Source organism: Kineothrix sp. MB12-C1, assembly GCF_030863805.1.
Taxonomy (GTDB): Bacteria; Bacillota; Clostridia; order Lachnospirales; family Lachnospiraceae; genus Kineothrix.
Map to the genome: position 1 here is coordinate 3,559,426 of NZ_CP132957.1, position 22,625 is coordinate 3,582,050.

At 42.7% G+C, this 22,625-nt stretch carries 22 protein-coding genes; all 22 read left to right on the plus strand.

All coding sequences use genetic code 11. From position 1 onward, the window contains the following. The first annotated feature begins 14 nt into the window (after positions 1–14). The 22 genes from RBB56_RS16360 to RBB56_RS16465 all read left to right on the plus strand — a co-directional run bounded on the left by RBB56_RS16360 (position 15) and on the right by RBB56_RS16465 (position 22,619). Entirely contained in the window at positions 15–1,154 is a 1,140-nt protein-coding gene (locus RBB56_RS16360; RefSeq protein WP_306720029.1) for a DUF4349 domain-containing protein, read from the plus strand. Between the two features lie 3 nt (positions 1,155–1,157). Beyond that, the gene (gene era, locus RBB56_RS16365; RefSeq protein ID WP_306720030.1) at positions 1,158–2,072 is read left to right on the plus strand and encodes a GTPase Era; all 915 of its coding nucleotides are present in this window, start codon (positions 1,158–1,160) and stop codon (positions 2,070–2,072) included. A gap of 87 nt (positions 2,073–2,159) precedes the next feature. Then, a complete protein-coding gene (locus RBB56_RS16370; protein ID WP_306720031.1) occupies positions 2,160–2,384 on the plus strand; it encodes a hypothetical protein in 225 nt (74 codons plus the stop codon). Further along, complete coding sequence (gene recO / locus RBB56_RS16375; protein WP_306720032.1) at positions 2,323–2,976, plus strand: DNA repair protein RecO; 654 nt, start codon at positions 2,323–2,325, stop codon at positions 2,974–2,976. Before RBB56_RS16370 ends, recO begins: the two co-directional genes overlap by 62 nt. Before the next feature lie 78 nt (positions 2,977–3,054). Next, positions 3,055–3,699 (plus strand): hypothetical protein, encoded by a 645-nt coding sequence (locus RBB56_RS16380; RefSeq protein ID WP_306720033.1) that lies wholly within the window; start codon positions 3,055–3,057, stop codon positions 3,697–3,699. A 37-nt stretch (positions 3,700–3,736) separates the two neighbouring features. Beyond that, complete coding sequence (locus tag RBB56_RS16385; RefSeq protein WP_306720034.1) at positions 3,737–5,125, plus strand: glycine--tRNA ligase; 1,389 nt, start codon at positions 3,737–3,739, stop codon at positions 5,123–5,125. Positions 5,126–5,169: 44 nt separating this feature from the next. After that, positions 5,170–7,821 (plus strand): alanine--tRNA ligase, encoded by a 2,652-nt coding sequence (alaS, locus tag RBB56_RS16390; protein WP_306722194.1) that lies wholly within the window; start codon positions 5,170–5,172, stop codon positions 7,819–7,821. A 171-nt stretch (positions 7,822–7,992) separates the two neighbouring features. After that, entirely contained in the window at positions 7,993–8,169 is a 177-nt protein-coding gene (gene rpsU / locus RBB56_RS16395; RefSeq protein ID WP_016290398.1) for a 30S ribosomal protein S21, read from the plus strand. A gap of 87 nt (positions 8,170–8,256) precedes the next feature. Further along, complete coding sequence (locus tag RBB56_RS16400; protein WP_306720035.1) at positions 8,257–8,841, plus strand: putative ABC transporter permease; 585 nt, start codon at positions 8,257–8,259, stop codon at positions 8,839–8,841. Then, entirely contained in the window at positions 8,813–10,093 is a 1,281-nt protein-coding gene (locus RBB56_RS16405) for a D-alanyl-D-alanine carboxypeptidase family protein (RefSeq protein ID WP_306720036.1), read from the plus strand. Before RBB56_RS16400 ends, RBB56_RS16405 begins: the two co-directional genes overlap by 29 nt. 212 nt (positions 10,094–10,305) lie before the next feature. Then, positions 10,306–11,160, plus strand: a complete 855-nt coding sequence (locus RBB56_RS16410; RefSeq protein WP_306720037.1) for a metallophosphoesterase — start codon at positions 10,306–10,308, stop codon at positions 11,158–11,160. 108 nt (positions 11,161–11,268) lie between these two features. Continuing rightward, the gene (locus RBB56_RS16415; protein ID WP_306720038.1) at positions 11,269–12,039 is read left to right on the plus strand and encodes a segregation and condensation protein A; all 771 of its coding nucleotides are present in this window, start codon (positions 11,269–11,271) and stop codon (positions 12,037–12,039) included. Positions 12,040–12,094: 55 nt separating this feature from the next. Next, on the plus strand, positions 12,095–12,664 hold the full coding sequence (scpB, locus tag RBB56_RS16420; protein ID WP_306720039.1) for an SMC-Scp complex subunit ScpB: 570 nt from the start codon (positions 12,095–12,097) through the stop codon (positions 12,662–12,664). Positions 12,665–12,743: 79 nt separating this feature from the next. Continuing rightward, the gene (locus RBB56_RS16425; protein WP_306720040.1) at positions 12,744–14,039 is read left to right on the plus strand and encodes a D-alanyl-D-alanine carboxypeptidase family protein; all 1,296 of its coding nucleotides are present in this window, start codon (positions 12,744–12,746) and stop codon (positions 14,037–14,039) included. Between the two features lie 133 nt (positions 14,040–14,172). Next, positions 14,173–15,603, plus strand: coding sequence for an acyl-CoA carboxylase subunit beta (locus RBB56_RS16430; RefSeq protein ID WP_306720041.1), 1,431 nt, complete (start codon positions 14,173–14,175; stop codon positions 15,601–15,603). 17 nt (positions 15,604–15,620) lie between these two features. Beyond that, on the plus strand, positions 15,621–16,364 hold the full coding sequence (locus RBB56_RS16435; RefSeq protein WP_306720042.1) for an OadG family protein: 744 nt from the start codon (positions 15,621–15,623) through the stop codon (positions 16,362–16,364). Positions 16,365–16,401: 37 nt separating this feature from the next. Beyond that, positions 16,402–16,806, plus strand: coding sequence for a biotin/lipoyl-containing protein (locus RBB56_RS16440; protein WP_306720043.1), 405 nt, complete (start codon positions 16,402–16,404; stop codon positions 16,804–16,806). Positions 16,807–16,844: 38 nt separating this feature from the next. Next, entirely contained in the window at positions 16,845–17,996 is a 1,152-nt protein-coding gene (locus RBB56_RS16445; protein WP_306720044.1) for a sodium ion-translocating decarboxylase subunit beta, read from the plus strand. A gap of 38 nt (positions 17,997–18,034) precedes the next feature. Next, positions 18,035–19,462, plus strand: a complete 1,428-nt coding sequence (locus RBB56_RS16450; RefSeq protein WP_306720045.1) for an oxaloacetate decarboxylase subunit alpha — start codon at positions 18,035–18,037, stop codon at positions 19,460–19,462. 292 nt (positions 19,463–19,754) lie between these two features. Continuing rightward, positions 19,755–20,303 (plus strand): TetR/AcrR family transcriptional regulator, encoded by a 549-nt coding sequence (locus tag RBB56_RS16455; protein WP_306720046.1) that lies wholly within the window; start codon positions 19,755–19,757, stop codon positions 20,301–20,303. Positions 20,304–20,369: 66 nt separating this feature from the next. Next, on the plus strand, positions 20,370–21,329 hold the full coding sequence (locus RBB56_RS16460) for a MurR/RpiR family transcriptional regulator (RefSeq protein ID WP_306720047.1): 960 nt from the start codon (positions 20,370–20,372) through the stop codon (positions 21,327–21,329). A 30-nt stretch (positions 21,330–21,359) separates the two neighbouring features. Beyond that, complete coding sequence (locus RBB56_RS16465) at positions 21,360–22,619, plus strand: NAD(P)/FAD-dependent oxidoreductase (RefSeq protein ID WP_306720048.1); 1,260 nt, start codon at positions 21,360–21,362, stop codon at positions 22,617–22,619. Positions 22,620–22,625 lie beyond the last annotated feature (6 nt).

Sequence of the window (22,625 nt, forward strand, 5' to 3'; positions counted from 1 at the left end):
AAAGGAGGATGCGTATGATAACCTTTAAAAAGAAAAAATGGAAACATAAGTTAGGGATGGCTCTCGTTGGAGTAGCTTTGCTCGGTTTTGCGGGCTGCGGGGGATCAAAGTCCATGACGGAAGGGGCGGTGGCACCTCAGGAGATGGCTTCGAGCTCTTATGGGGGTTATGCTTCGGATGATCTCTATATGCAGGGGCAGGAGAGCTACCAGGTGGAAGCGGAGGTAACGGCGGAAGAAGCGGGAACGGTAGAAGAGGCAGTAGTTCCATCAGGCCGCAAGCTGATTAAGACGGTAAATCTGGGTGTGGAGACCGAGGTCTTCGATGAACTGCTTCCCAAGGTGGAAAATAAGGTCACTGAGCTCGGCGGTTATGTGGAGAATCTTAATGTATATAACGGAAGCCTTAGATATGGACAAAATAGTAGAAGTGCAAGCCTTACGATTCGGATTCCGAAGGAAAAATTGGATAGTTTTGTGACGGCAGTTTCGGATATTTCCAATGTGATCAGCCGCTCGGAAAATGTTCAGGATATCACTCTGCAGTATGTGGATGTGGAGAGCCATAAAAAAGCCCTTGAAGTAGAACAGGAGCGATTGTTGGAATTGCTCGGAAGAGCTGAGACTATGGAAGATATTGTAGCCCTGGAAGCGAGACTTTCCGAAGTGCGTTATCAGCTTCAAAGTATGGAATCTCAGCTTCGTACCTATGATAATCAGATCGATTATTCCACAGTCTATTTAAATATTGAAGAGGTAGAGGTGCTGACACCGCCGCTTGCGGTATCTACATGGGAAAAAATATCTACGGGATTCATTAACTCTATAAGTAATGTGGGAAGCGGTATTAAGAATTTCTTCATCTACTTCATTATCTGGCTGCCCTATCTTATTGTTTGGGCGATTGTTATACTTCTGATTATTGTACTTATTCGATTTCTTATCAAGAAGACGAAGAAAAAGAATACATCTGTTATACAAGGGAACAAAGGCAGACCGGGATACCAAGGCGGGCCGGTACATCAAGTCAGATCAGAATATCCGGGACACCAGGAACATCGGCAAGGATATAAAGGTGAAGATAAAAGAGAAATGAAAAAGGAAACGAATGGGGAAAGCAAGGAAACTAACAGCGAAAACAAAAGTGAGGAATAAAATGTGAATGAACATTATAAGTCAGGGTTTGTTACTTTAATAGGGCGGCCCAATGTAGGTAAATCAACTCTTATGAATCATCTGATTGGGCAGAAAATAGCAATTACAAGTAATAAACCCCAGACGACAAGGAATCGGATACAGACTGTCTATACTTCTGAGGAGGGGCAGATTGTCTTCGTGGATACGCCGGGAATTCATAAGGCCAAGAATAAGCTGGGCGATTATATGGTAAAAGTGGCGGAGCGAACTATGTCGGAGGTGGATGTGATTCTCTGGCTGGTAGAACCCACAGATTACATCGGAGCAGGAGAAAAGCATATTATCGAGCAGTTGCGAAACACATGCACGCCGGTTATTCTCGTTATCAATAAGACAGATACGGTAAAAAAACCTGAAATATTGACATTTATCGATGTTTATAGGAAAGAGATGGAGTTTGCGGAAATCGTTCCGGTATCGGCATTAAAGGGAGACAATACGGATGCACTCATAAAATGCATTATGAAATACTTGCCCTATGGACCGGCATTCTACGATGAGGATACGGTGACGGATCAGCCGGAGCGCCAGATTGTGGCTGAACTTATTAGGGAGAAGGCGCTTCGGAGTCTGGAAGATGAGATTCCTCATGGAGTCGCAGTATCTATAGAAAGTATTAAATATCGTAAAAGCAAGAAGGAAACGATTGCCGATATTGAGGCAACTATCGTCTGTGAAAGGGATTCCCACAAAGGCATTATTATAGGAAAACAAGGTGCTATGCTTAAGAAAATAGGAAGCAAAGCGAGGCCGGAAATAGAAGATATGCTGGAGTGCAAAGTGAATCTGCAGCTTTGGGTCAAGGTGAAAAAGGATTGGCGCGATAGTGATTTCTTAATGAAAAATTTTGGTTACAATCCGAAAGAACCCGAATAGGAAATGAGAAAAAAGTAAACCCTAATATCAATACCTGAGTATTACAAATGTATTACTCTTCAAGTATCGTACATTAGGGGGAGCAAGATGAAAGAACGAAATTACTGGCAACAATTTATAAGTACAGGAAGAATTGAGGATTACTTAAGCTTTAAGAATGCACAGGAGAATACATCTGCTTTCAGGCAAAGCGGCCGGGAAAGAACAGGAAGTGAGCCGGATAAAAGCAGGGTCATGGGAGACAATCCATATGCAGGAATTCGTGAAACTAACAGGAATGGTTTTGAAGACGGTGCCTATCGGGGAATATGATAGGCGCGTCGTTATTTTAACGAAAGAGAGAGGGAAGGTACCGGCATTTGCCAAAGGGGCGAGAAAGCCCAACAGCAGACTGGTAGCCGCTGCCGCTCCTTTTTCTTTTGGAGAATTCAAGATGTATGAAGGCCGCTCGTCTTATAATATTATGGAAGCTGATATATCCAATTATTTTGAATCCTTGCGGGAAGACTTTGAAGCGGCATGCTATGGAATGTATTTTCTGGAAGTGATGGATTATTATACGAGAGAAAATAACGATGAAAAGGAAATGCTGAAGCTACTGTATCAGTCCCTTCGTGCACTGCAGCTTCCTTCTTTGCATAAGAATCTGGTCAGATATATCTTCGAGATAAAAGCCCTTATATTAAGCGGAGAATATCCGGGAATTCCGGGAAAGGAAAACCTGAAGGAATCCACGGTATATACAATGAGTTACATAGAACATAGTTCGGTGGAGAAGCTGTATACTTTTACCGTGACCGAGGAGGTTTTAAAGGAACTTAGGAGCATTGCGGATAACTTTCGAAGAAAATATATGGATAAAGAGTTTAAAAGTCTGACAATACTTGCAGATATGAGTTTGTGAAATAGTTGTTGAAAAACAAACTTAGGTCAGATATAATATTGTGAATGTAATGAATGGAAGAAAAGCCGGAGGGCGGGAATGCGTAAACGTAAAATAGGAATGATAGCAGGAGTACTTTTAAGCGGCTTGCTTTTAAGTGGATGTATAGGCAGTGATGCCGAAAGTAAGGCAGAAGCGGCGGAATCATCCCATACAATAATTGAAGTTCAGAAAGATGGAAATATCATAGAGACAATTACGGAGGATTTTTCTGCTGATTATTATGAAGAAGAAGACTTAAGGAATATGATACTTTCAGAGGTAGCGGAATTCAACAGAGATGCCGAAGGAGATATATCGGTGGACAAATTGGAAGCGAAAAGCGGAACAATTACAGTGCGTATGAAATATCCGTCAGCGGATGCTTATACGCAGTATAATTCGACACCATTCGATAACAGAAGTCTTTTTTGCGGAACCGTAGCACAAGCTTATGATGCAGGGTATTCTCTGGATGTGGCGTTAAAGAAGGTAGGAGATGAAGAAGAGACCATTGGAAAGGAAGAGATTCTCGGTATGGGCGAGCGCCATATGCTCATCAGCGAAGTTCCTTTTCGGGTGAATACCTTTGATAAGATACTGTATGTCAGCGATAATGTAACGCTTCTTGGAAAAAGTCAGGCGGATATGATGGCGGACGAAAACGGTGAAAGTTTAGGAAAGTATTATATAATTTTCAAATAAAATATTCGTCCGCGAGAGCGGACAGGAGGGTGTAATCATGGAAAAGACAATGGAAAAAATCGTAGCACTGGCCAAAGCGAGGGGATTTGTATATCCCGGATCTGAGATTTACGGCGGGCTTGCCAATACATGGGACTATGGTAACCTTGGTGTGGAATTGAAGAACAATGTAAAAAGAGCATGGTGGCAGAAATTCATTATGGAGAACCCCTATAACGTAGGTGTGGACTGTGCTATTTTGATGAATCCCCAGACATGGGTAGCTTCCGGTCACTTAGGCGGATTCTCAGATCCTCTCATGGACTGCAGAGAGTGCCATGAACGTTTCCGTGCGGACAAAATTGTTGAGGATTATGCGGCAGAACATGCTGTTGAATTAGACGGTTCTGTAGATGGCTGGTCACAGGAGAAGATGAAGCAGTTTATCGAAGATAATAATATTCCCTGTCCTACTTGCGGTAAACATAATTTCACCGATATCCGTCAATTTAACCTAATGTTCAAAACTTTTCAGGGTGTTACGGACGATGCGAAGAATACAGTATACTTAAGACCTGAGACCGCACAGGGTATTTTTGTTAACTTCAAGAATGTACAGAGAACTTCCAGAAAGAAGATTCCTTTCGGCATCGGACAGGTTGGAAAGTCCTTCCGTAATGAAATTACACCGGGTAACTTCACCTTCCGTACAAGAGAGTTCGAACAGATGGAATTAGAATTCTTCTGTGAACCGGATACGGACTTAGAATGGTTCGCTTATTGGAAGCAGTTTTGTATCGATTGGCTTCAGACTCTTGGCATCAAGGAAGAAGAGATGCGCGTCAGGGACCATGATAAAGAAGAGCTTTCCTTCTATTCGAAGGCAACAACAGATATAGAATTCCTCTTCCCCTTCGGTTGGGGTGAATTATGGGGAATTGCCGATAGAACCGATTACGATTTAACACAGCACCAGAATGTATCCGGTCAGGATATGACATATTTCGATGATCAGAAGAATATCAGATATGTTCCCTATGTAGTTGAACCTTCCCTCGGTGCCGATCGTGTCGTATTAGCTTTCCTTTGTGCAGCTTACGATGAAGAAGAAATCGGAGAAGGAGATGTGCGTACTGTGCTTCATTTCCATCCGGCTCTTGCACCGGTGAAAATTGGCGTACTTCCGTTATCCAAGAAGTTAAACGAAGGTGCAGAGAAGATATTTGGAGAATTATCTAAGAAATATAACTGTGAATTCGATGATAGAGGAAATATTGGCAAGAGATACCGCAGACAGGATGAAATCGGAACGCCGTTTTGCATTACCTATGATTTCGATTCAGAGACCGATCAGTGCGTAACCGTGCGTTTTCGTGATTCCATGGAACAGGAACGCGTTGCAATTGCCGATTTAGATGCATATTTTGCGGATAAATTTACGTTTTAGTACGAAAGAGGTAGGAAGCTACATAACAGGAAAGGATAATGAAAATGAAACAATATGGAGTAAACGAGCTTAGAAGGATGTTCCTCGAATTTTTCGAAGGAAAGGATCATCTGGCAATGAAGAGTTTTTCTCTGGTGCCTCATAATGACAACAGCTTATTGTTAATTAACTCCGGCATGGCACCGTTAAAACCGTATTTTACGGGACAGGAGATTCCTCCGAGGAAACGAGTGACTACCTGTCAGAAATGTATCCGTACAGGTGATATCGAGAATATAGGAAAGACGGCACGCCACGGAACATTTTTTGAAATGCTTGGGAACTTCTCTTTTGGAGATTACTTTAAGCACGAGGCGATTGCATGGAGCTGGGAATTTCTGACCGAGGTAGTAGGTCTGGAGGCGGATAGATTATATCCTTCCGTATATGAAGATGATGACGAAGCTTTTGATATTTGGAATAAAGAAATCGGAATTGCACCGGAATCTATTTTCCGTTTTGGTAAAGAGGATAATTTCTGGGAGCATGGCTCAGGTCCTTGCGGCCCCTGTTCAGAAATCTATTATGACAGAGGGGAAAAATATGGCTGCGGTAAGCCTGAGTGTACAGTAGGTTGTGAGTGTGACCGTTATATCGAGGTATGGAATAATGTGTTCACACAGTTTGAAAGTGACGGAAAGGGAAACTATACAGAGCTGGAGCAGAAGAATATCGATACGGGAATGGGACTGGAACGCCTGGCGACGGTCGTTCAGGATGTGGACTCCATTTTCGATGTGGATACGATTCGTGAACTTAGAAGCAAGGTGTGTGAGATTTCAGGCAAGGAGTATAAGGAAAAATACGAATGGGATGTATCAATTCGTATTGTGACCGATCATATCCGCTCTGCTACTTTCATGATTTCTGATGGTATTATGCCCACCAACGAAGGAAGAGGCTATGTGCTTCGGCGTATTATCCGCCGTGCGGCAAGACATGGAAGACTGCTTGGAATCGAAGGACAGTTCCTTACAGATTTGAGCAATACAGTAATTAAAGGCAGCAAAGATGGTTATCCGGAGTTGGAAGAGAAGAAAGACTTTATTTTCAATGTACTCACTCAGGAAGAAAGTAAATTCAATAAGACAATCGATCAGGGACTCGGTATTCTGGCTGAGATGGAAGCGGCGATGGAGCAGAATGGACAAAAAGAGCTCGCTGGTGAGGATGCCTTTAAATTATATGATACTTACGGATTTCCTCTCGATTTAACGAAGGAGATTCTCGAGGAGAAAGGCTTTAGCGTAGATGAAAAAAGCTTTGCGGATTCCATGCAGGAGCAGAAAGTAAAGGCTCGTGCAGCGCGTAAGGTGACGAACTATATGGGAGCTGATGTTACCGTATACGAATCTATTGATCCGAGTGTTACGACAGAGTTTGTCGGTTATGATAAGCTGGAGCATAATTCTTCTATTACTGTCCTTACGACAGAAACAGAACTTGTAGAAGCTTTGACGGATGATGAGATGGGGACCATCTTTGTGGAGGAGACTCCTTTCTATGCGACAATGGGCGGTCAGAGCGCAGATATTGGAACGATTGTTACAAAGGATGCGGAATTTGAAGTAATTGATACCGTGAAGCTGCTTGGCGGCAAGGTAGGGCATATCGGTAAAGTGAAAAAAGGCATGTTCAAAGTAGGCGACCGCGTTACCTTATTGGTGGATGAAAAGAGACGTATCGATACTTGTAAGAACCACAGTGCTACTCACCTATTGCATAAAGCATTAAGAGCCGTGCTCGGTACACACGTAGAACAGGCAGGTTCTTTTGTGGATGGAGACAGACTTCGTTTCGATTTCAGTCATTTCTCCGCGATGACCGCAGAAGAAATTGCCGAGGTGGAACAAATGGTAAATGAACAAATCGCTCAATCTCTTCCGGTTGTAACGAGTGTTATGACGATCGATGAAGCGAAAAAGGCCGGAGCGATGGCGTTATTCGGTGAGAAGTATGGAGATACCGTACGTGTGGTGAAGATGGGAGATTTCTCTACGGAGCTGTGCGGTGGTACCCATGTTGGAAATACCGGTGTGATAGCTGCTTTTAAGATTCTCTCTGAGAACGGTGTGGCAGCAGGTGTAAGAAGAATAGAGGCTCTCACCGGGAATGGAGTATTCAGCTATTATGCCCAGTTGGAGCGAAGTCTTGAAGATGCTGCTAAAACGGTGAAAGCGACACCCCAGAACTTGATAGAGCGTCTGGAACATCTGATGGCAGAAGTGAAAGCGCTGCAGAGTGAGAATGAATCTTTAAAGAGTAAGGCAGCGAAGGAAGCGCTCGGCGATGTTATGGATAAAGTACAGGAAGTAGAAGGCGTGAAGCTTCTTGCAGCTAAGCTTGCAGGCGTGGACATGAACGGATTGAGAGATCTGGGAGACCAGTTGAAAGCGAAGCTCGGTGAAGGTGTGATCGTTCTGATTGCGGAAGAAGCGGGTAAGGTAAATCTAGTCGTTATGGCGACCGATGAGGCAATTGAGAAGGGAGCTCATGCGGGCAACTTGATCAAGGGAATCGCTTCCCTCGTAGGCGGTGGCGGCGGCGGACGTCCGAATATGGCTCAGGCAGGCGGAAAGAACCCTCAAGGCATCGATGCTGCGATTCAAGAGGCGGCAAAAGTCCTGGAATTACAAATAATAAATTATAAAAAATAGATCATATATAATAAATTATAAATAATTATAAAAATAGGTTGACTGGCAGGGAAAATATGATATAATCATTATTGTGCATAACGATACTTAGCTTATACGTCTATGCGTAAATAGAATAAACCCAATCAGTCGTGTTGCTAGGAAGGGACTGAAGGGAGGTCGGGTGTAGGAATGTCAAACGTAATCGTAAAAGAGAACGAGACTTTGGATAGCGCTTTACGTCGTTTTAAAAGAAGTTGCGCGAAGGCTGGAATTCAGCAGGAGATTCGCAAAAGAGAGCACTACGAAAAACCAAGCGTAAAACGTAAAAAGAAATCTGAAGCAGCAAGAAAACGTAAATATAATTAATTATGTGAGTGGCAGGTCCTTGATTCTACAATCAGGGACTTTGTTATATAATAGGAAAGTGTTCCTATTGCATAATGGAGGGCTAATATGTGGACGAAGGAGTTTTTTGGAACGGATGTGTATCATCTTGTTTCTGCATTTGTCATCTATAGTATGCTGGGATGGCTGGTAGAATCTATCTATATGTCATTTTGCAATAGAAGGCTCACAAACAGGGGATTTGCCAAAAGCCCTTTTTGCCCGATCTATGGATTTGGTGCTATAATAGGATATTTAATTCTCCATCCGCTTGACGGGCATTTCTTTAAGCTATATTTACTTGGCGCTTTAATGGCTACAGTGTTCGAATTCCTTGTAGGGAATCTGATGCTTAAATTATTCGGCGAGATATGGTGGGATTACAAGGACAAGCCTTGCAATTATAAGGGAATTATATGCTTGGAGAGTACCATTGCATGGGGGTTTTATGCGGTGATCATCATTGTATTCCTTCATTCTAAGATAATAGGTTTTATCGATAGTTGGAGTTTCTCTATGGGCAGCAGGGTGTGCAGCCTTATACTCGCAATTGTTACAATAGATTACATAATTCAATTGTCAAAAGCTTTTGGTATTGATATCCGTGAACGGTGTGCGGATAAATATGAAAGTTTTAAGGCAAGATGGTACTAAACCAAAGGAAGTAAGAGGAGAAAGCGGTTCTAAAAAGAATCGCTTTTTTATATTTATAGTAGTAGAACACATGACGGGAGTGTGTATTGTGAAGAAATGGATGAAAGCTACTATTTGTTACGGGTTTAGTATTTGCCTGTTTTTCTCCTCCGTCCTTTATGTAAGGGCGGTGCCGGAAGTATCCGCCCCTTCCTACATAGTGATTGAAGCGTCTACGGGGCAGATGATCTGCGAGCACGAGGCAGATGTGAAAAGAAGCCCTGCGAGCATAACAAAGATTATGACGCTGTTGGTTATTTTCGACCATCTGAAGACGGGAAGAATTCATCTGGAAGATCAGATTATGACGAGCGCCTACGCGAAGTCCATGGGTGGCTCCCAGGTCTTCTTGGAGGAGGGAGAGATACAGACATTAGAGACGTTGATAAAGTGTATTGCGGTGGCATCGGGAAATGACGCCTGTGTGGCAGTGGCGGAATACATTGCGGGAAGCGAGCAGGAATTCGTGAAACTAATGAACCAACGGGCTGAAGAGTTACGTATGGATAATACCAATTTTGAAGATTGCTCCGGGTTGTCTGATTCCGACGGTCACTATACGACAGCAAGGGATGTGGCTACTATGTCGAGGGCGTTAATTACTCAATATCCTGAGGTGCTTAAGTATACACAGATATGGATGGAAGATATCTCGCATGTGACGAGGCAGGGAACTTCTACCTTTACGCTATCCAGCACGAATAAGCTGTTAAAACAATACGAATGGGCGACCGGGCTGAAGACGGGTTCCACGAGCAAGGCGAAATACTGTCTATCAGCGACGGCAAATAAAGATGGTATTGAGTTGATTGCAGTAATTATGGCAGCTCCGGATAATAAAGTAAGGTTTCAGGAAGCGATGACGCTGCTTAATTATGGGTACAGTGTGAGCAATATTTATGTGGATGAAAATAAAGAAGCCTTACCTGCGCAAGTAGTAAAGGGCGGTGTGGATGATACCGTTAATTTAAGTTATGCGGGAGCGTTCCGGTATTTGGATACGAAAGGAAATAATTTAACAGAGATAGAAAAGACGATTAGTCTGCCTGCCGTTGTGGAAGCGCCGATTGAAGAAGGGCAGGCGATCGGAGAGGCCGTGTATCAACTGGGTGGACAGAGAATCGGAAGCGTGTCAATTATAGCGGCTAAGGATATGAAGAAAGCGAATTATGGAGACTATGTGGGGAAAGTAATACGTTACTTACTTCTATAACAGAATAAAATCATGCAGGACTTCCCGGCAGCGCATATTGTTCCAATGCTGCTTGGAAGTCTTCGTTGTAACAATTCAGTTATCAACATCGTAGAAATTGGTGGATTTATGAATTGTTAGAATAGGATAAGATGTGGTACACTAATACAATGTTTGGAAATATTTAGATAAGAAGCTTAGGAGAAAGGCGTGGTGTAAGTATGGACTTGACTATGAGTGATATATGGAAGATAGGAATTTTGGCAGTATTGATTACATCGATCGCTTATGACAGTACGCGATTTGTAAGGAGAGAGTATACGATACGGTCTTTAAAGATAAAGAAAAACTGTAAGGTTATCGTGTTGTCAGATCTTCATAATAAAAGATATGGCAGAGACAATGAGAAGCTGATACGCGCGATCGATGAGGTGAATCCAGATATGATTGTGGTGGCGGGGGATATGGTGACGGCACAAGAGAAGCGGACAAGTTACGAAGTACCCATAGCGTTACTGTACAGGCTGGCGCAGAAGTATCCTGTTTATTATGGAAACGGCAATCACGAATATCGAATGAAGATATATAAGAAGGGATATGGCGACATCTATCAGAATTATAAGAAGGAATTGAAGCAATGTGGTGTCCGTATGCTGGAGAATGAACGGGTGTATCTTCCCGATACGAATATAGAGCTGTGTGGGCTGGAGATTGAGAAATACTATTACAAGAGATTTAAGAAGATAGAGATGGCAAAAGACTATGTGCAAAGCTTGATCGGTAAAGCGGAGGAGTCCAGATTTACTTTCCTGATCGCTCATAATCCTGACTATTTTAAAGAATATGTGGGATGGGGGGCAGATTTGAGCGTGTCAGGTCATTTGCACGGCGGTGTTATGCGGCTGCCGTGGCTTGGCGGTGTTATCTCGCCTATGGTGAAATTTTTCCCCCGATATGATGGAGGCCTATTTGAAGAAGAGGATAAGAGAATGATTGTGAGCCGGGGACTTGGCATGCATACGATACCGCTTAGAATCTTCAATCCGGCAGAACTTGTTGTAGTTCATCTTGAGTCAGAAGCTGAATAGTAATGAATCTACTTGAAATTCCAGAAATTTCTATGTAGAATAGTAACTGCGCTGACCGTAAGAATACGTAGAGAAGCGAATAAGACAAATAAAAAGATGGGGTGTATCATGGCAATTCCGGTAAAACTGCAGGTGTTCGAAGGCCCTTTGGACCTTCTGCTACATCTGATTGATAAGAATAAAGTGGATATCTACGATATTCCTATTGTGGAGATTACCGCGCAGTATTTGGATTACATTAAAAATATGGAGACTGAGGATATGAACGTCATGAGTGAGTTTCTTGTAATGGCGGCAACCTTAATCGATATTAAATGCAGAATGCTTTTGCCAAAAGAAGTGAATGAAGAAGGCGAAGAGGAGGACCCGAGGGAAGAACTTGTCCAGAAACTGTTGGAATATAAAATGTATAAATATATGTCCTTTGAATTGAAGGATAGGCAGATGGATGCGCTTCGGACTCTTTACCGCAGGCAGAGTCTTCCCAAGGAAGTGGAGAATTACAGGCAGCCCGTAGATTATGAAGCGTTGCTTGCGGATGTGAACTTGAATAAACTTCATGAAATATTTCAGTTTATGATAAAAAGGCAGGAAGATAAAATTGACCCTGTCAGAAGCACCTTTGGGAAAATTGAAAAAGATGAAGTCGATATGGATTTAAAGACTGCTTATGTAGAAAAGTATGTGAAGACGCATCAGCGGTTCAGTTTCCGTATGCTGTTAGAAAAGCAGCATAGCAAGATGGAGATGATTGTTACATTTCTTGTTGTTTTGGAAATGATGAAGCTGGGGCAGATCGATATTGAGCAGCAGGATATTTGTGATGATATTTTAATTACGTCTAATATCTATGTAAAAGCGATAGCAACTATTCAGTAGGTCTGCGCATTTACAAGCGATATAAAATCTAAGAACAAGAGGGTAGGGATAGAAAGTGGATAGAAAGAAAGCGGAAGCAGTTTTGGAAGCAATCCTTTTTACCATGGGGGATTCGGTTGAGGTAGTGAGACTTGCCGGGACAATAGAAGAAGATGTAAAGGTGACGAAGGAAATTCTTGCGGACATGAAAGTTCGGTATGAGAAGGAAGATCGCGGAATTATGCTGATTGAGTTGGAGGATGCCGTGCAGCTTTGTACAAAGCCTGATATGTATGAATATCTAATTAAGGTGGCTAAGACACCGAGGAAATTCGTGCTGACGGATATGCTGCTTGAGACTTTATCCATTATTGCATACAAACAGCCGGTTACCAAGCTTGAAATTGAGAAGATCAGAGGAGTGAATTGCGACTATGCGGTAAGCCGCCTTGTGGAATTCAACTTAGTAACAGAAGTTGGAAGGCTGGATGCTCCGGGGAAGCCGTTGCTTTTTGGTACTACGGAGGAATTCTTAAGAAGTTTTGGTGTGAAGTCATTAGGGGAACTGCCGGAACTTAACTCCGTGCAGATGGAGGAGTTCAAACAACAGGCGGAAGCAGAAGTACAGTTACAGTTGGATATTTGATAGTGACAATTGATGTTTTTATCTCTATTTACATACTCTCTTGCATATATTGAAAAGATGAATAATGCTGGGTTATTTTATGGAGAAAGCAAAGAGAAAAGAAAGAAAGAGTCCGCAGGAGATCTTTTGTGCCGCTAGAGTACTGCGCTTATGTGCTCTGATTCTATCAATATTTTTATGTATCGGTACAGTGAGTGAGGCTGCTGCAAGAGTGCTGCCTGTATCCGAGGCAGAGGAAAATAGTACAAACATAAAGTTATACGCCCGTTCTGCGGTCCTTATGGATGCGGATTCAGGGCGTGTTTTATTCGGGAAAAATGAAATGGAAGCGATGCCCATGGCAAGCACTACAAAAATTATGACTTGTATTATTGCCTTGGAAAATGGTAATTTGCAGGATGTTGTTACCGTATCTGGACTGGCAGCCAGACAGCCGAAGGTACATCTTGGTATGAGAGACGGACAGCAATTCGTATTAAATGACTTGCTTTATTCCCTTATGCTGGAATCGCACAATGATTCGGCCGTTGCTATTGCCGAGCATATTGCGGGAAGTGTGGAAGCATTTGCGGATTTAATGAATCAAAAAGCAAGGGATATTGGGTGCTATGATACCTTTTTCATTACGCCGAATGGATTGGATGCTTCTGTGACCGACCAAAACGGCAATATGAAAGTACATTCCACCACGGCAAAGGATCTGGCACGGATTATGAGATATTGCATCGAAGATTCGCCGGAGAAAGAAGGTTTTTTGACAATAACGAGGGAAAGAAGCTATTCCTTTGCAGATGTGGAGGGAAATAGAAGCTACTCCTGTACGAATCACAACAGCTTTCTTACGATGATGGATGGAGCTCTTTCGGGTAAAACGGGTTTTACCAATAATGCAGGTTATTGCTATGTGGGAGCGCTGACGCGGGAAGGGAAGTCTTTCATTGTCGCCCTCTTAGCTTGTGGATGGCCCAACAACAGAAGCTATAAATGGAGCGATACGAAGGCGCTTATGAGCTATGGGTTAACTAATTATGAATATAGAGATGTATATGAGATACAGGAGCTGTCTTCTATCTATGTTGAAGGTGGGGTTCCTGAGAATCAGAAGCCTTACGGAAATGCCTATGTGGAGGTGACATTGGAAGAGGGGGAAAAAGAACTAAGCATTCTTTTGCGTCAGGATGAAGAAGTCAGCATTCAAAGACAAATTCCTAAAAAGTTGGCAGCACCTGTGGAAGAGGGCAGTGCCGTGGGCAGTGTGAAATACTATTTGGGTAATGAGTTAATAAAAGAATATCCCGTTTTTACTAAATATGGGGTTGATTCAATGAGTTTTATATGGATAGTGCAATACATATGGAATAGGTATGCAATATAAAATCAGTGAAAAATTCAAAAATCTCCTAGGATATTTTGGGATTTTATGTTATACTGCTGTAGTGTGAGTATGGGGAGCTTGCTCCCCGTTAGTTAGTTTTTATTTATTTAATATAAAATGGAGGACTGAAAAGATGGGTACTACTTCACAAGCGAGTCAAAGAATAACAGCTTTACTCGACGAAAACAGTTTCGTTGAAATCGGGGCACTTGTAACGGCAAGGGCGACAGACTTCAATTTGAAACAGACAGAAACTCCTTCTGACGGTGTGATCACCGGTTATGGAGTAATTGACGGTAATCTTGTGTATGTTTACAGCCAGGATGTTTCTGTTTTGAACGGTTCTGTGGGCGAGATGCATGCCAAAAAGATTACGAATCTCTATGATCTGGCATTAAAGACAGGCGCTCCTGTTATCGGATTAATTCATTCGGCCGGACTTAGGCTACAAGAAGCAACGGATGCGTTAAATGCTTTCGGCGAGATTTATTTTAAACAAACGAATGCCTCAGGAGTTATTCCTCAAATTACTGCTATTTTCGGTAGCTGCGGAGGTGGACTTGCCCTGATTCCGACGCTTACGGACTTTACACTGATGGAAGAGAAGAATGCAAAGCTTTTTGTTAATTCTCCTAATGCAATTGACGGCAATGAGATTTCTAAATGCGATACTTCTTCCGCAACATTTCAAAGTGAAGAGGCGGGTATCGTAGATGTAGTTTCTGACGAGGCGGGCGTTCTTGCCCAGATTAGACAACTCGTTTCCCTTCTCCCGGCAAATAACGAAGATAATGATTCTTTTGATGAATGTACGGATGATTTAAATAGAGAATGTGAAAATCTTATCAATTGTGCTGGTGATACTTCCATTGCACTTTCCCAGATTTCCGATCATGGTATTTTCTTTGAGACGAAGAGAAACTATGCGAAAGACATGGTGACAGGTTTCATCAAATTAAATGGTGCTACGGTAGGTGCAATTGCAAACCGTACAGAGATTTATGATGCAGAAGGTAATGTTACTGAGAAATTCGATGCAGTATTGTCTGCAAAAGGTTGTGAAAAGGCGGCAGATTTCGTTAATTTCTGTGATGCTTTCGATATTCCGGTACTTACTTTTACCAATGTAAAAGGATTTGCCTCCAGCAAATGCTCGGAGAAAAAGATTGCGAAAGCTGCAGCTCGCCTTACCTATGCTTTTGCGAATGCAACAGTACCGAAGGTGAATGTAATAACGAAGAAAGCATATGGAAGTGCATATGTTGCGATGAATTCCAAAGCAATCGGCGCGGATATTACTATGACATGGCCAGATGCTGAGATCGGCACGATGGAAGCTAAGCTTGCAGCTAAGATTATTTGCTCCGGACAGGGTGCAGATGCTATCGATGCTTGTGCTAAAGAATATGGAGAGCTTCAGACGAGTGCATTAAGTGCGGCGAGAAGAGGCTATGTGGATCAGATTGTTGCTCCTTCCGAGACGAGAAAATATGTGATTGGCGCTTTTGAGATGTTGTATACCAAGCATGAAGAACGTCCGGCGAAAAAACATGGTACAGTTTAGAAAGGATGATACTTAATATGAAAAAATGGTTATTAGTATTAGGTATGATTACCTGTGTCCTTGGAGTGAGTGCATTTGGAATGACTGCGCAGGCAGCTTCCGGAAGTGCCCTTATGACAGAAGAAGATGCGCTTGGCATGGGCGATCAGTTAGTAGAAGCTATTGCCATGATTTGTGCACAGGGCCAACAAGCACAGTATGCTTCAGATGCAGTCATAACGGCAGCCTTTGACAGTTGGATGGGCGCACAAGAGGAAATGGGTAGTTATGTTGAGATAACAGGACATACCGCTGAGATAGATGAAAAAGGCGTTGTCGTGGATGTTGCGGTGAAAGGTTCGACGCGCAATGCGGTAGTAGAGGTCGTTTTAGATAAGGATCTATCTCTATCAAGCGTTACGACTAATGTCGAGTATACTTTCGCAGAGAAGATGGAAAAGGCGGCGCTCAATACTTTGCTCGGTATGGGAACGGTATTTGTAGTTCTAATTCTCATTTCGTTCCTTATTTCCGGATTCACCTTTATTCCGAAGATTCAAGCAGCCTTCGAAGGTAAAGGGGCAGTAAAAGAAGAGAAGATAAAAGAACCTGTTGCAGTGGATAATACAATAGCACAAATTATTGAAAAGGAAGAATTGGCTGATGTATCCGGTGACTTTGAACTTGTAGCGGTCATTGCGGCAGCTATTGCAGCAAGTGAGGGTAAGACCCGCACAGACGGATTTGTGGTTAGGTCTATTAGGAAAAGAAGAGCATTTTAATTTGATTTTAATTTAAATAATCAGGAGGAATATTGAAATGAAAAATTACACCATTACTGTAAATGGAAATGTATATGATGTTGTAGTAGAAGAAGGCGTATCCACAGGAGCACCCGTAGCGGCACCCAAGGCAGCTCCTGCACCGGTAGCGGCGCCTGCACCTGTAGCTCCGGCTCCGGCAGCAGCACCCGCAGCAGCACCGGCGGCTCCGGCAGCAGGAACAGCCGGCGGCGTTAGAGTAGAGGCTGGTGCAGCAGGTAAAGTGTTCTCGATTGAAGCGAAGGTTGGACAGACGGTGAAGGCCGGTGACGCAATCGTAGTAATCGAAGCTATGAAGATGGAAATTCCGGTTGTTTCTCCCCAGGATGGCACGGTAGCAAGCATTGATGTAACAGTAGGCGATGCGATAGAGGCAGGAACATTACTTGCAACATTGAACTAATTGCCGAACAATTAGAGAACAACAGGAGGTCACAGTAAATGGATTACATTGTAAATACATTGGATAATCTAGTGCATCAGACGGCTTTCTTCAATCTTACTTGGGGAAATTACCTGATGATTGTAGTAGCTTGTGTATTTCTTTATCTTGCTATCGCGAAAGGTTTTGAACCCTTATTATTGCTTCCGATAGCATTCGGTATGCTACTCGTTAACATTTATCCCGATATCATGCGCAGCATCGAGGATTCGGGACATGGAGCGGCTGGTATGCTGTATTATTTCTATCTTTTAGATGAATGGGCGATTTTACCTTCCCTCATCTTTCTCGGAGTAGGAGCCATGACGGACTTCGGTCCGTTAATCGCCAATCCCAAGAGCTTCCTCTTGGGCGCAGCGGCGCAGTTCGGTATTTTTGCTGCTTACTTCGGAGCGATTGCTCTGGGATTCAACGACAAAGCGGCAGCTGCTATCTCAATTATCGGAGGTGCGGATGGACCTACTTCTATCTTCCTCGCAGGCAAGCTGCAGCAGACAGCTTTGCTCGGACCGATTGCAGTAGCGGCATATTCTTATATGTCATTAGTACCCATTATTCAGCCGCCGATCATGAAGCTTCTTACGACAGAAAAGGAGAGAAAAATAAAAATGGAGCAGCTTCGTCCGGTTTCCAAGCTGGAGAAGATTCTTTTCCCAATTGTCGTTACTATTGTTGTATGTCTGATTCTTCCTACCACAGCTCCTTTAGTAGGTATGCTGATGCTCGGCAACCTGTTCAGAGAGTCGGGAGTAGTAAGACAGTTAACGGATACGGCAGCGAATGCTCTTATGTATATCGTTGTTATCTTGCTCGGAACCTCTGTTGGTGCCACGACGAGTGCAGAAGCATTTTTGAATCTCGACACTTTGAAAATCGTTGCCCTCGGTCTGATTGCGTTCTGCTTTGGTACGGCGGCCGGCGTATTATTCGGTAAGTTGATGTGTGTTGTTACCGGAGGTAAGGTGAATCCCTTAATCGGATCGGCAGGCGTATCTGCAGTGCCTATGGCAGCCAGAGTATCGCAGAAAGTCGGCGCAGAATCGGATCCGACCAACTTCCTTTTGATGCACGCGATGGGCCCCAATGTGGCAGGCGTTATCGGTACGGCGGTTGCAGCCGGTACCTTTATGGCAGTGTTCGGAGTATTCTAATACGACTCGAAATAATGAAAATATAGGAGGAATAGAAAATGTCAGAACAGGTTAAAAAACCGATTGGAATTGTGGAAACTGTTCTTCGTGATGCGCATCAGTCTCTGATTGCTACGAGAATGCCCACCGAAATGATGCTTCCAATCATTGATAAGATGGATAAAGTTGGCTACCATGCAGTAGAATGCTGGGGTGGAGCTACTTTCGATGCTTCCCTTCGTTTCTTAAAAGAAGATCCGTGGGAAAGATTGAGGAAATTAAAAGATGGATTTAAGAATACGAAGTTGCAGATGTTATTCCGTGGACAGAACATTTTGGGATATCGTCCTTATGCGGATGACGTGGTAGATTATTTTGTAGAAAAGTCCATTGCAAATGGAATTGATATCATCAGAATTTTTGACTGCCTTAATGATCTTAGAAACTTAGAGGCAGCAGTTAACTCTACCTCTAAGATAAAGGGAAGAGAAGGCAGAGGCCATGCTCAGGTTGCATTATCCTATACATTAGGAGATGCTTATACTTTAGATTATTGGGTAGATATGGCGAAAAAGGTAGAAGAAATGGGAGCGGATTCTATCTGTATCAAAGATATGGCGGGATTACTTCTTCCTTATGAAGCGACGAATATGATCTCAGCTATGAAAGGAGCAACTTCTCTTCCGATAGAGCTTCATACTCATTACACTTCAGGTGTTGCGAGTATGACCTATTTGAAAGCAGTAGAAGCGGGTGCAGATATTATTGACTGTGCAATCTCTCCAATGGCTATGGGAACTTCACAGCCTGCGACAGAGGTTATGGTAGAAACTTTCAAAGGAACTCCTTATGATACAGGATATGATCAGAATATTCTTGCAGATATTGCAGATTATTTCAGACCGTACAGAGATGAATGGTTATCCAGCGGTCTCCTTAATCCGAAGGTTATGGGCGTTGATATTAAAACTCTGTTATATCAGGTTCCGGGTGGTATGTTATCCAACATGGTAAGCCAGTTGAAAGAGCAGAACGCAGAGGATAAATATTATGATGTACTTCGTGAGATTCCTGAGGTGCGTAAAGACCTCGGTGAACCGCCTTTGGTAACACCTTCTTCTCAGATTGTCGGCACACAGGCAGTATTCAACGTGCTTATGGGAGAACGTTATAAGATGGCGACGAAGGAAACAAAGGCTGTACTTCGTGGTGAATACGGTCAGACCGTAAAACCGATGAGCCAGGAAGTTATCGATAAAGTTATTCCGGGTGAAGAAAGAATCACATGCCGTCCGGCTGACTTAATCGAGAATGAGCTCGATAAGCTTGAAGCGGAGATGAGAGAATGGAAACAGCAGGATGAAGACGTATTATCTTATGCACTCTTCCCTCAGGTTGCTGTTGAATTCTTCAAATATCGTCAGGCACAGCAGGAGAAAGTGGATATGGCTCAGGCTGATACAAAGAATGCAGCTTATCCTGTATAAAGATTCATTGTGTAATAGAATAATAAATAAAGTAAAAAGGGATTGTTGCGTATGCAGCAATCCTTTTTCATTCTATAGGAAAGACCTAGTTACATTAAAGTATAAAAATATTGACCCTATAGAATAAAAGTACTCTGTGCAGGATGCGCAGCTACGCGCGCGGAACAAAAGCTGTGCTGCTAAAAGTTTAAATCGCGAGAGTGAGCGAAGCACACTTTTGTTCTTTCGTTGACAGAGGAAATAATTCATAGTAAAATAATAACGGTTGTTATTCACAAGTGGAGGATGCATTATGGCGAGGAAAGAGACAATTACACAAAGTGATATCTTACAGGCAGCATTTGAAATGGTGAAAGAAGAGGGATATGAGAATGTAACTGCCAGAAAGCTGGCGGCCAGAGCAGGATGCTCCACACAGCCAATTTTTCGTGTGTACCGTAATATGGAAGAACTTTTAAAAGAGCTTTTCTTTATAGCCGTCGATTATTTTGAGACCTATTATGAGAATTTTCCGAAATATAATGATATTCCGTTTGTGGACCTGGGGCTTACCTACATACGTTTTGCTGAAGAGAATAAGAATCTGTTCCGCCTTCTTTTTCTTTCGAAGAGGAGATATGAAAAGAGTCTTTATGACTTATTGAACGGAAAAAAGGGTGCCGTGGTGAGAGAGATTAATTATGCGAAGGAATACGGCTGTATGTCACCGGAAGATATGTTTACTAAAATGTGGATATTTATTCATGGTGCGGCTTGTATGACATTAACAGGTGATTATGATTTAGAGGAAATTGAGACGGTCAAATTGTTGGAAGATTCCTTCCGGTCATTTCTGAAGTAAAAGTAACTATGAGGGTACTGAACAGCTACACTAAAAGTAAAATCGTAAAGTATAAGGTAAGAGTAGATGGAGAATCACGCAGAAAATCAGATAGTAAATAAAAATGAGAATGAAATCAGCATCATTGCAAGAATCGATGCGAGATATAAGAAGATGAGCAAAAGCCATAAGGCGATTGCTTCGTATATTACGGATCATTATGAACAGGCAGTCTTTATGACGGCAGCCAAATTAGGAGAAACGGTAGGCGTGAGCGAATCTACAGTGGTGCGCTTCGCTTCAGGTATCGGCTATGATGGCTATCCGGAGTTCCAGAAAGCGTTAGAAGATTGGGTAAAGAGCAAAATAAGCTCCGTACAGAAAATAGGCGCGAAATATGGAAAAAGCACACAGTCGGAAATATTAACTTCCGTTCTCCGGGCAGATATGGACAAGCTGCAGGATACTTTAGAGAATTTGGATGGTGCATCTTTTGAAATGGCGGTCGACACCATCTTGGCGGCGGAGACTGTATATATCCTCGGAATGAGAAGTTGTGAACCGCTTGCGGACTTTTTGCATTTTTATTTGAATATGATAAGGGGAAATGTAATTCTGCTCAGAAGTACGAGCGTGAGTGAAATTTTTGAACAGATGATTCGAATCGGTGAGAAGGACGCCATTGTAGGAATTAGTTTTCCCAGATATTCTATGCGTACCTTAAAGGCGATGGAATTCGCTAATGATAGGAATGCCAAAGTGATTGCCATTACCGATAGCGTACATTCTCCTATGAACCTGTATTCCGCCTGCAATTTATTTGCCAGAAGCGATATGGTTTCCATTGTGGACTCTTTGGTAGCGCCCTTAAGTGTGATCAATGCGCTTGTGGTGGCTCTTTGTTTAAAGAGGCCCGAAGACGTAAAGAGCAACTTGGAGCAGTTGGAAGAAGCGTGGAATAATTATCAAGTATATTTGAATGATGAAATTAATTTTATTGACGAAGAGTCAATGTTAAATTATCCTTTGATAAAAGAGAATAAGTAATTCGCAGGAAAGACGGAAAGGCAAAGAAGCATGATCAGAAATAGAATTATTGTAATCGGAGGGGGAGCAGCGGGCATGATGGCGGCTATCGCCGCGGCAGAAGAAGGCAGTAAGGTGCTTTTGCTGGAACAAAATGAGAAACTCGGTAAAAAAGTATATATTACGGGCAAAGGAAGATGTAACATAACGAATGCCTGTGATATGGAGGAGTTATTTGCTAATGTAATAACGAACTCTAAATTTTTATATAGTGCTTTTTATGGATTTGATAATAAAACAACCATTCGTTTTTTTGAAGAGAATGGCTGTAAGACGAAGATAGAAAGAGGGGAGAGGGTATTCCCCGTTACGGATCATTCCTCCGATGTGATCGGAGCTCTTCATAGAAGAATGAAGCAGCTTTCGGTAGACATCAGATTGAACACTTCTGTGAAGGAGTTGCTGATAGAAGAAGGAATAATTGCGGGGGTTCGAATGAAGGATGGAAGCAAGGAGGAGGCTCAGGCAGTGATCCTCGCTACCGGAGGCATATCTTATCCGATAACAGGTTCCACAGGGGATGGACATCGGATGGCAGTTGAGCAGGGACATACGTTAAAGCCCACAAGCCCATCTCTGGTCCCCCTTATCGTCAAGGAAGAATGGTGTAAGCAGTTGCAAGGACTTTCCTTGAAAAATGTGAAAGTGACACTTAGAACGAAAGGAAAGAAATTGTTTTATGAGGGTTTTGGGGAAATGCTTTTTACTCATTTTGGTATAAGCGGGCCTCTAATTTTGAGTGCGAGTAGTTATTATACGGGGAAAAGACGTGAAGAAGAGGCGTTACTTAGTCTGGATTTAAAGCCGGCGCTTAGTGAAGAGCAGTTGGACAAGCGAGTATTGAGGGACTTCGAAGAAAATAAAAATAAGCAGTTTAAGAATTCCCTTGGAGCACTGTTTCCCACTAAAATGATTCCTGTTATTATTACTTTATCGGGAATTGACGGAGAGAAGAAGGTGAACGAGATTACAAAAGAAGAGAGGCATTACTTCGTGAATCTCATAAAAAATATAGAATTGACGATAACCGGAACTAGATCGTTTCAGGAAGCTATTATTACAAAAGGCGGAATTGCTGTAAAGGAAGTGAACCCTTCCACTATGGAATCCAAACTGGTAAGGGGACTTTATTTCGCGGGCGAAGTTCTCGATTTGGATGCTTTAACGGGTGGATTTAATTTGCAAATCGCCTGGTCTACAGGACATCTGGCAGGCAGTAGTGCGGCGATAGAGCATTCGGTTCAAAATTAACAGGTT

Excerpts from the sequence above, each read along its gene's own strand:
- RBB56_RS16410 (WP_306720037.1), top strand. The coding sequence starts at position 10,306 with ATGAGTGATATATGGAAGATAGGAATTTTGGCAGTATTGATTACATCG.
- RBB56_RS16405 (WP_306720036.1), top strand. The coding sequence starts at position 8,813 with ATGAAAGTTTTAAGGCAAGATGGTACTAAACCAAAGGAAGTAAGAGGA.
- RBB56_RS16430 (WP_306720041.1), top strand. The coding sequence starts at position 14,173 with ATGGGTACTACTTCACAAGCGAGTCAAAGAATAACAGCTTTACTCGAC.
- RBB56_RS16460 (WP_306720047.1), top strand. The coding sequence starts at position 20,370 with ATGGAGAATCACGCAGAAAATCAGATAGTAAATAAAAATGAGAATGAA.
- rpsU (WP_016290398.1), top strand. The coding sequence starts at position 7,993 with ATGTCAAACGTAATCGTAAAAGAGAACGAGACTTTGGATAGCGCTTTA.
- RBB56_RS16400 (WP_306720035.1), top strand. The coding sequence starts at position 8,257 with ATGTGGACGAAGGAGTTTTTTGGAACGGATGTGTATCATCTTGTTTCT.
- RBB56_RS16380 (WP_306720033.1), top strand. The coding sequence starts at position 3,055 with ATGCGTAAACGTAAAATAGGAATGATAGCAGGAGTACTTTTAAGCGGC.
- RBB56_RS16385 (WP_306720034.1), top strand. The coding sequence starts at position 3,737 with ATGGAAAAGACAATGGAAAAAATCGTAGCACTGGCCAAAGCGAGGGGA.
- RBB56_RS16425 (WP_306720040.1), top strand. The coding sequence starts at position 12,744 with ATGGAGAAAGCAAAGAGAAAAGAAAGAAAGAGTCCGCAGGAGATCTTT.
- RBB56_RS16435 (WP_306720042.1), top strand. The coding sequence starts at position 15,621 with ATGAAAAAATGGTTATTAGTATTAGGTATGATTACCTGTGTCCTTGGA.
- RBB56_RS16450 (WP_306720045.1), top strand. The coding sequence starts at position 18,035 with ATGTCAGAACAGGTTAAAAAACCGATTGGAATTGTGGAAACTGTTCTT.
- RBB56_RS16370 (WP_306720031.1), top strand. The coding sequence starts at position 2,160 with ATGAAAGAACGAAATTACTGGCAACAATTTATAAGTACAGGAAGAATT.
- RBB56_RS16455 (WP_306720046.1), top strand. The coding sequence starts at position 19,755 with ATGGCGAGGAAAGAGACAATTACACAAAGTGATATCTTACAGGCAGCA.
- RBB56_RS16445 (WP_306720044.1), top strand. The coding sequence starts at position 16,845 with ATGGATTACATTGTAAATACATTGGATAATCTAGTGCATCAGACGGCT.
- RBB56_RS16415 (WP_306720038.1), top strand. The coding sequence starts at position 11,269 with ATGGCAATTCCGGTAAAACTGCAGGTGTTCGAAGGCCCTTTGGACCTT.
- alaS (WP_306722194.1), top strand. The coding sequence starts at position 5,170 with ATGAAACAATATGGAGTAAACGAGCTTAGAAGGATGTTCCTCGAATTT.
- RBB56_RS16440 (WP_306720043.1), top strand. The coding sequence starts at position 16,402 with ATGAAAAATTACACCATTACTGTAAATGGAAATGTATATGATGTTGTA.
- recO (WP_306720032.1), top strand. The coding sequence starts at position 2,323 with ATGCAGGAATTCGTGAAACTAACAGGAATGGTTTTGAAGACGGTGCCT.
- RBB56_RS16465 (WP_306720048.1), top strand. The coding sequence starts at position 21,360 with ATGATCAGAAATAGAATTATTGTAATCGGAGGGGGAGCAGCGGGCATG.
- RBB56_RS16360 (WP_306720029.1), top strand. The coding sequence starts at position 15 with ATGATAACCTTTAAAAAGAAAAAATGGAAACATAAGTTAGGGATGGCT.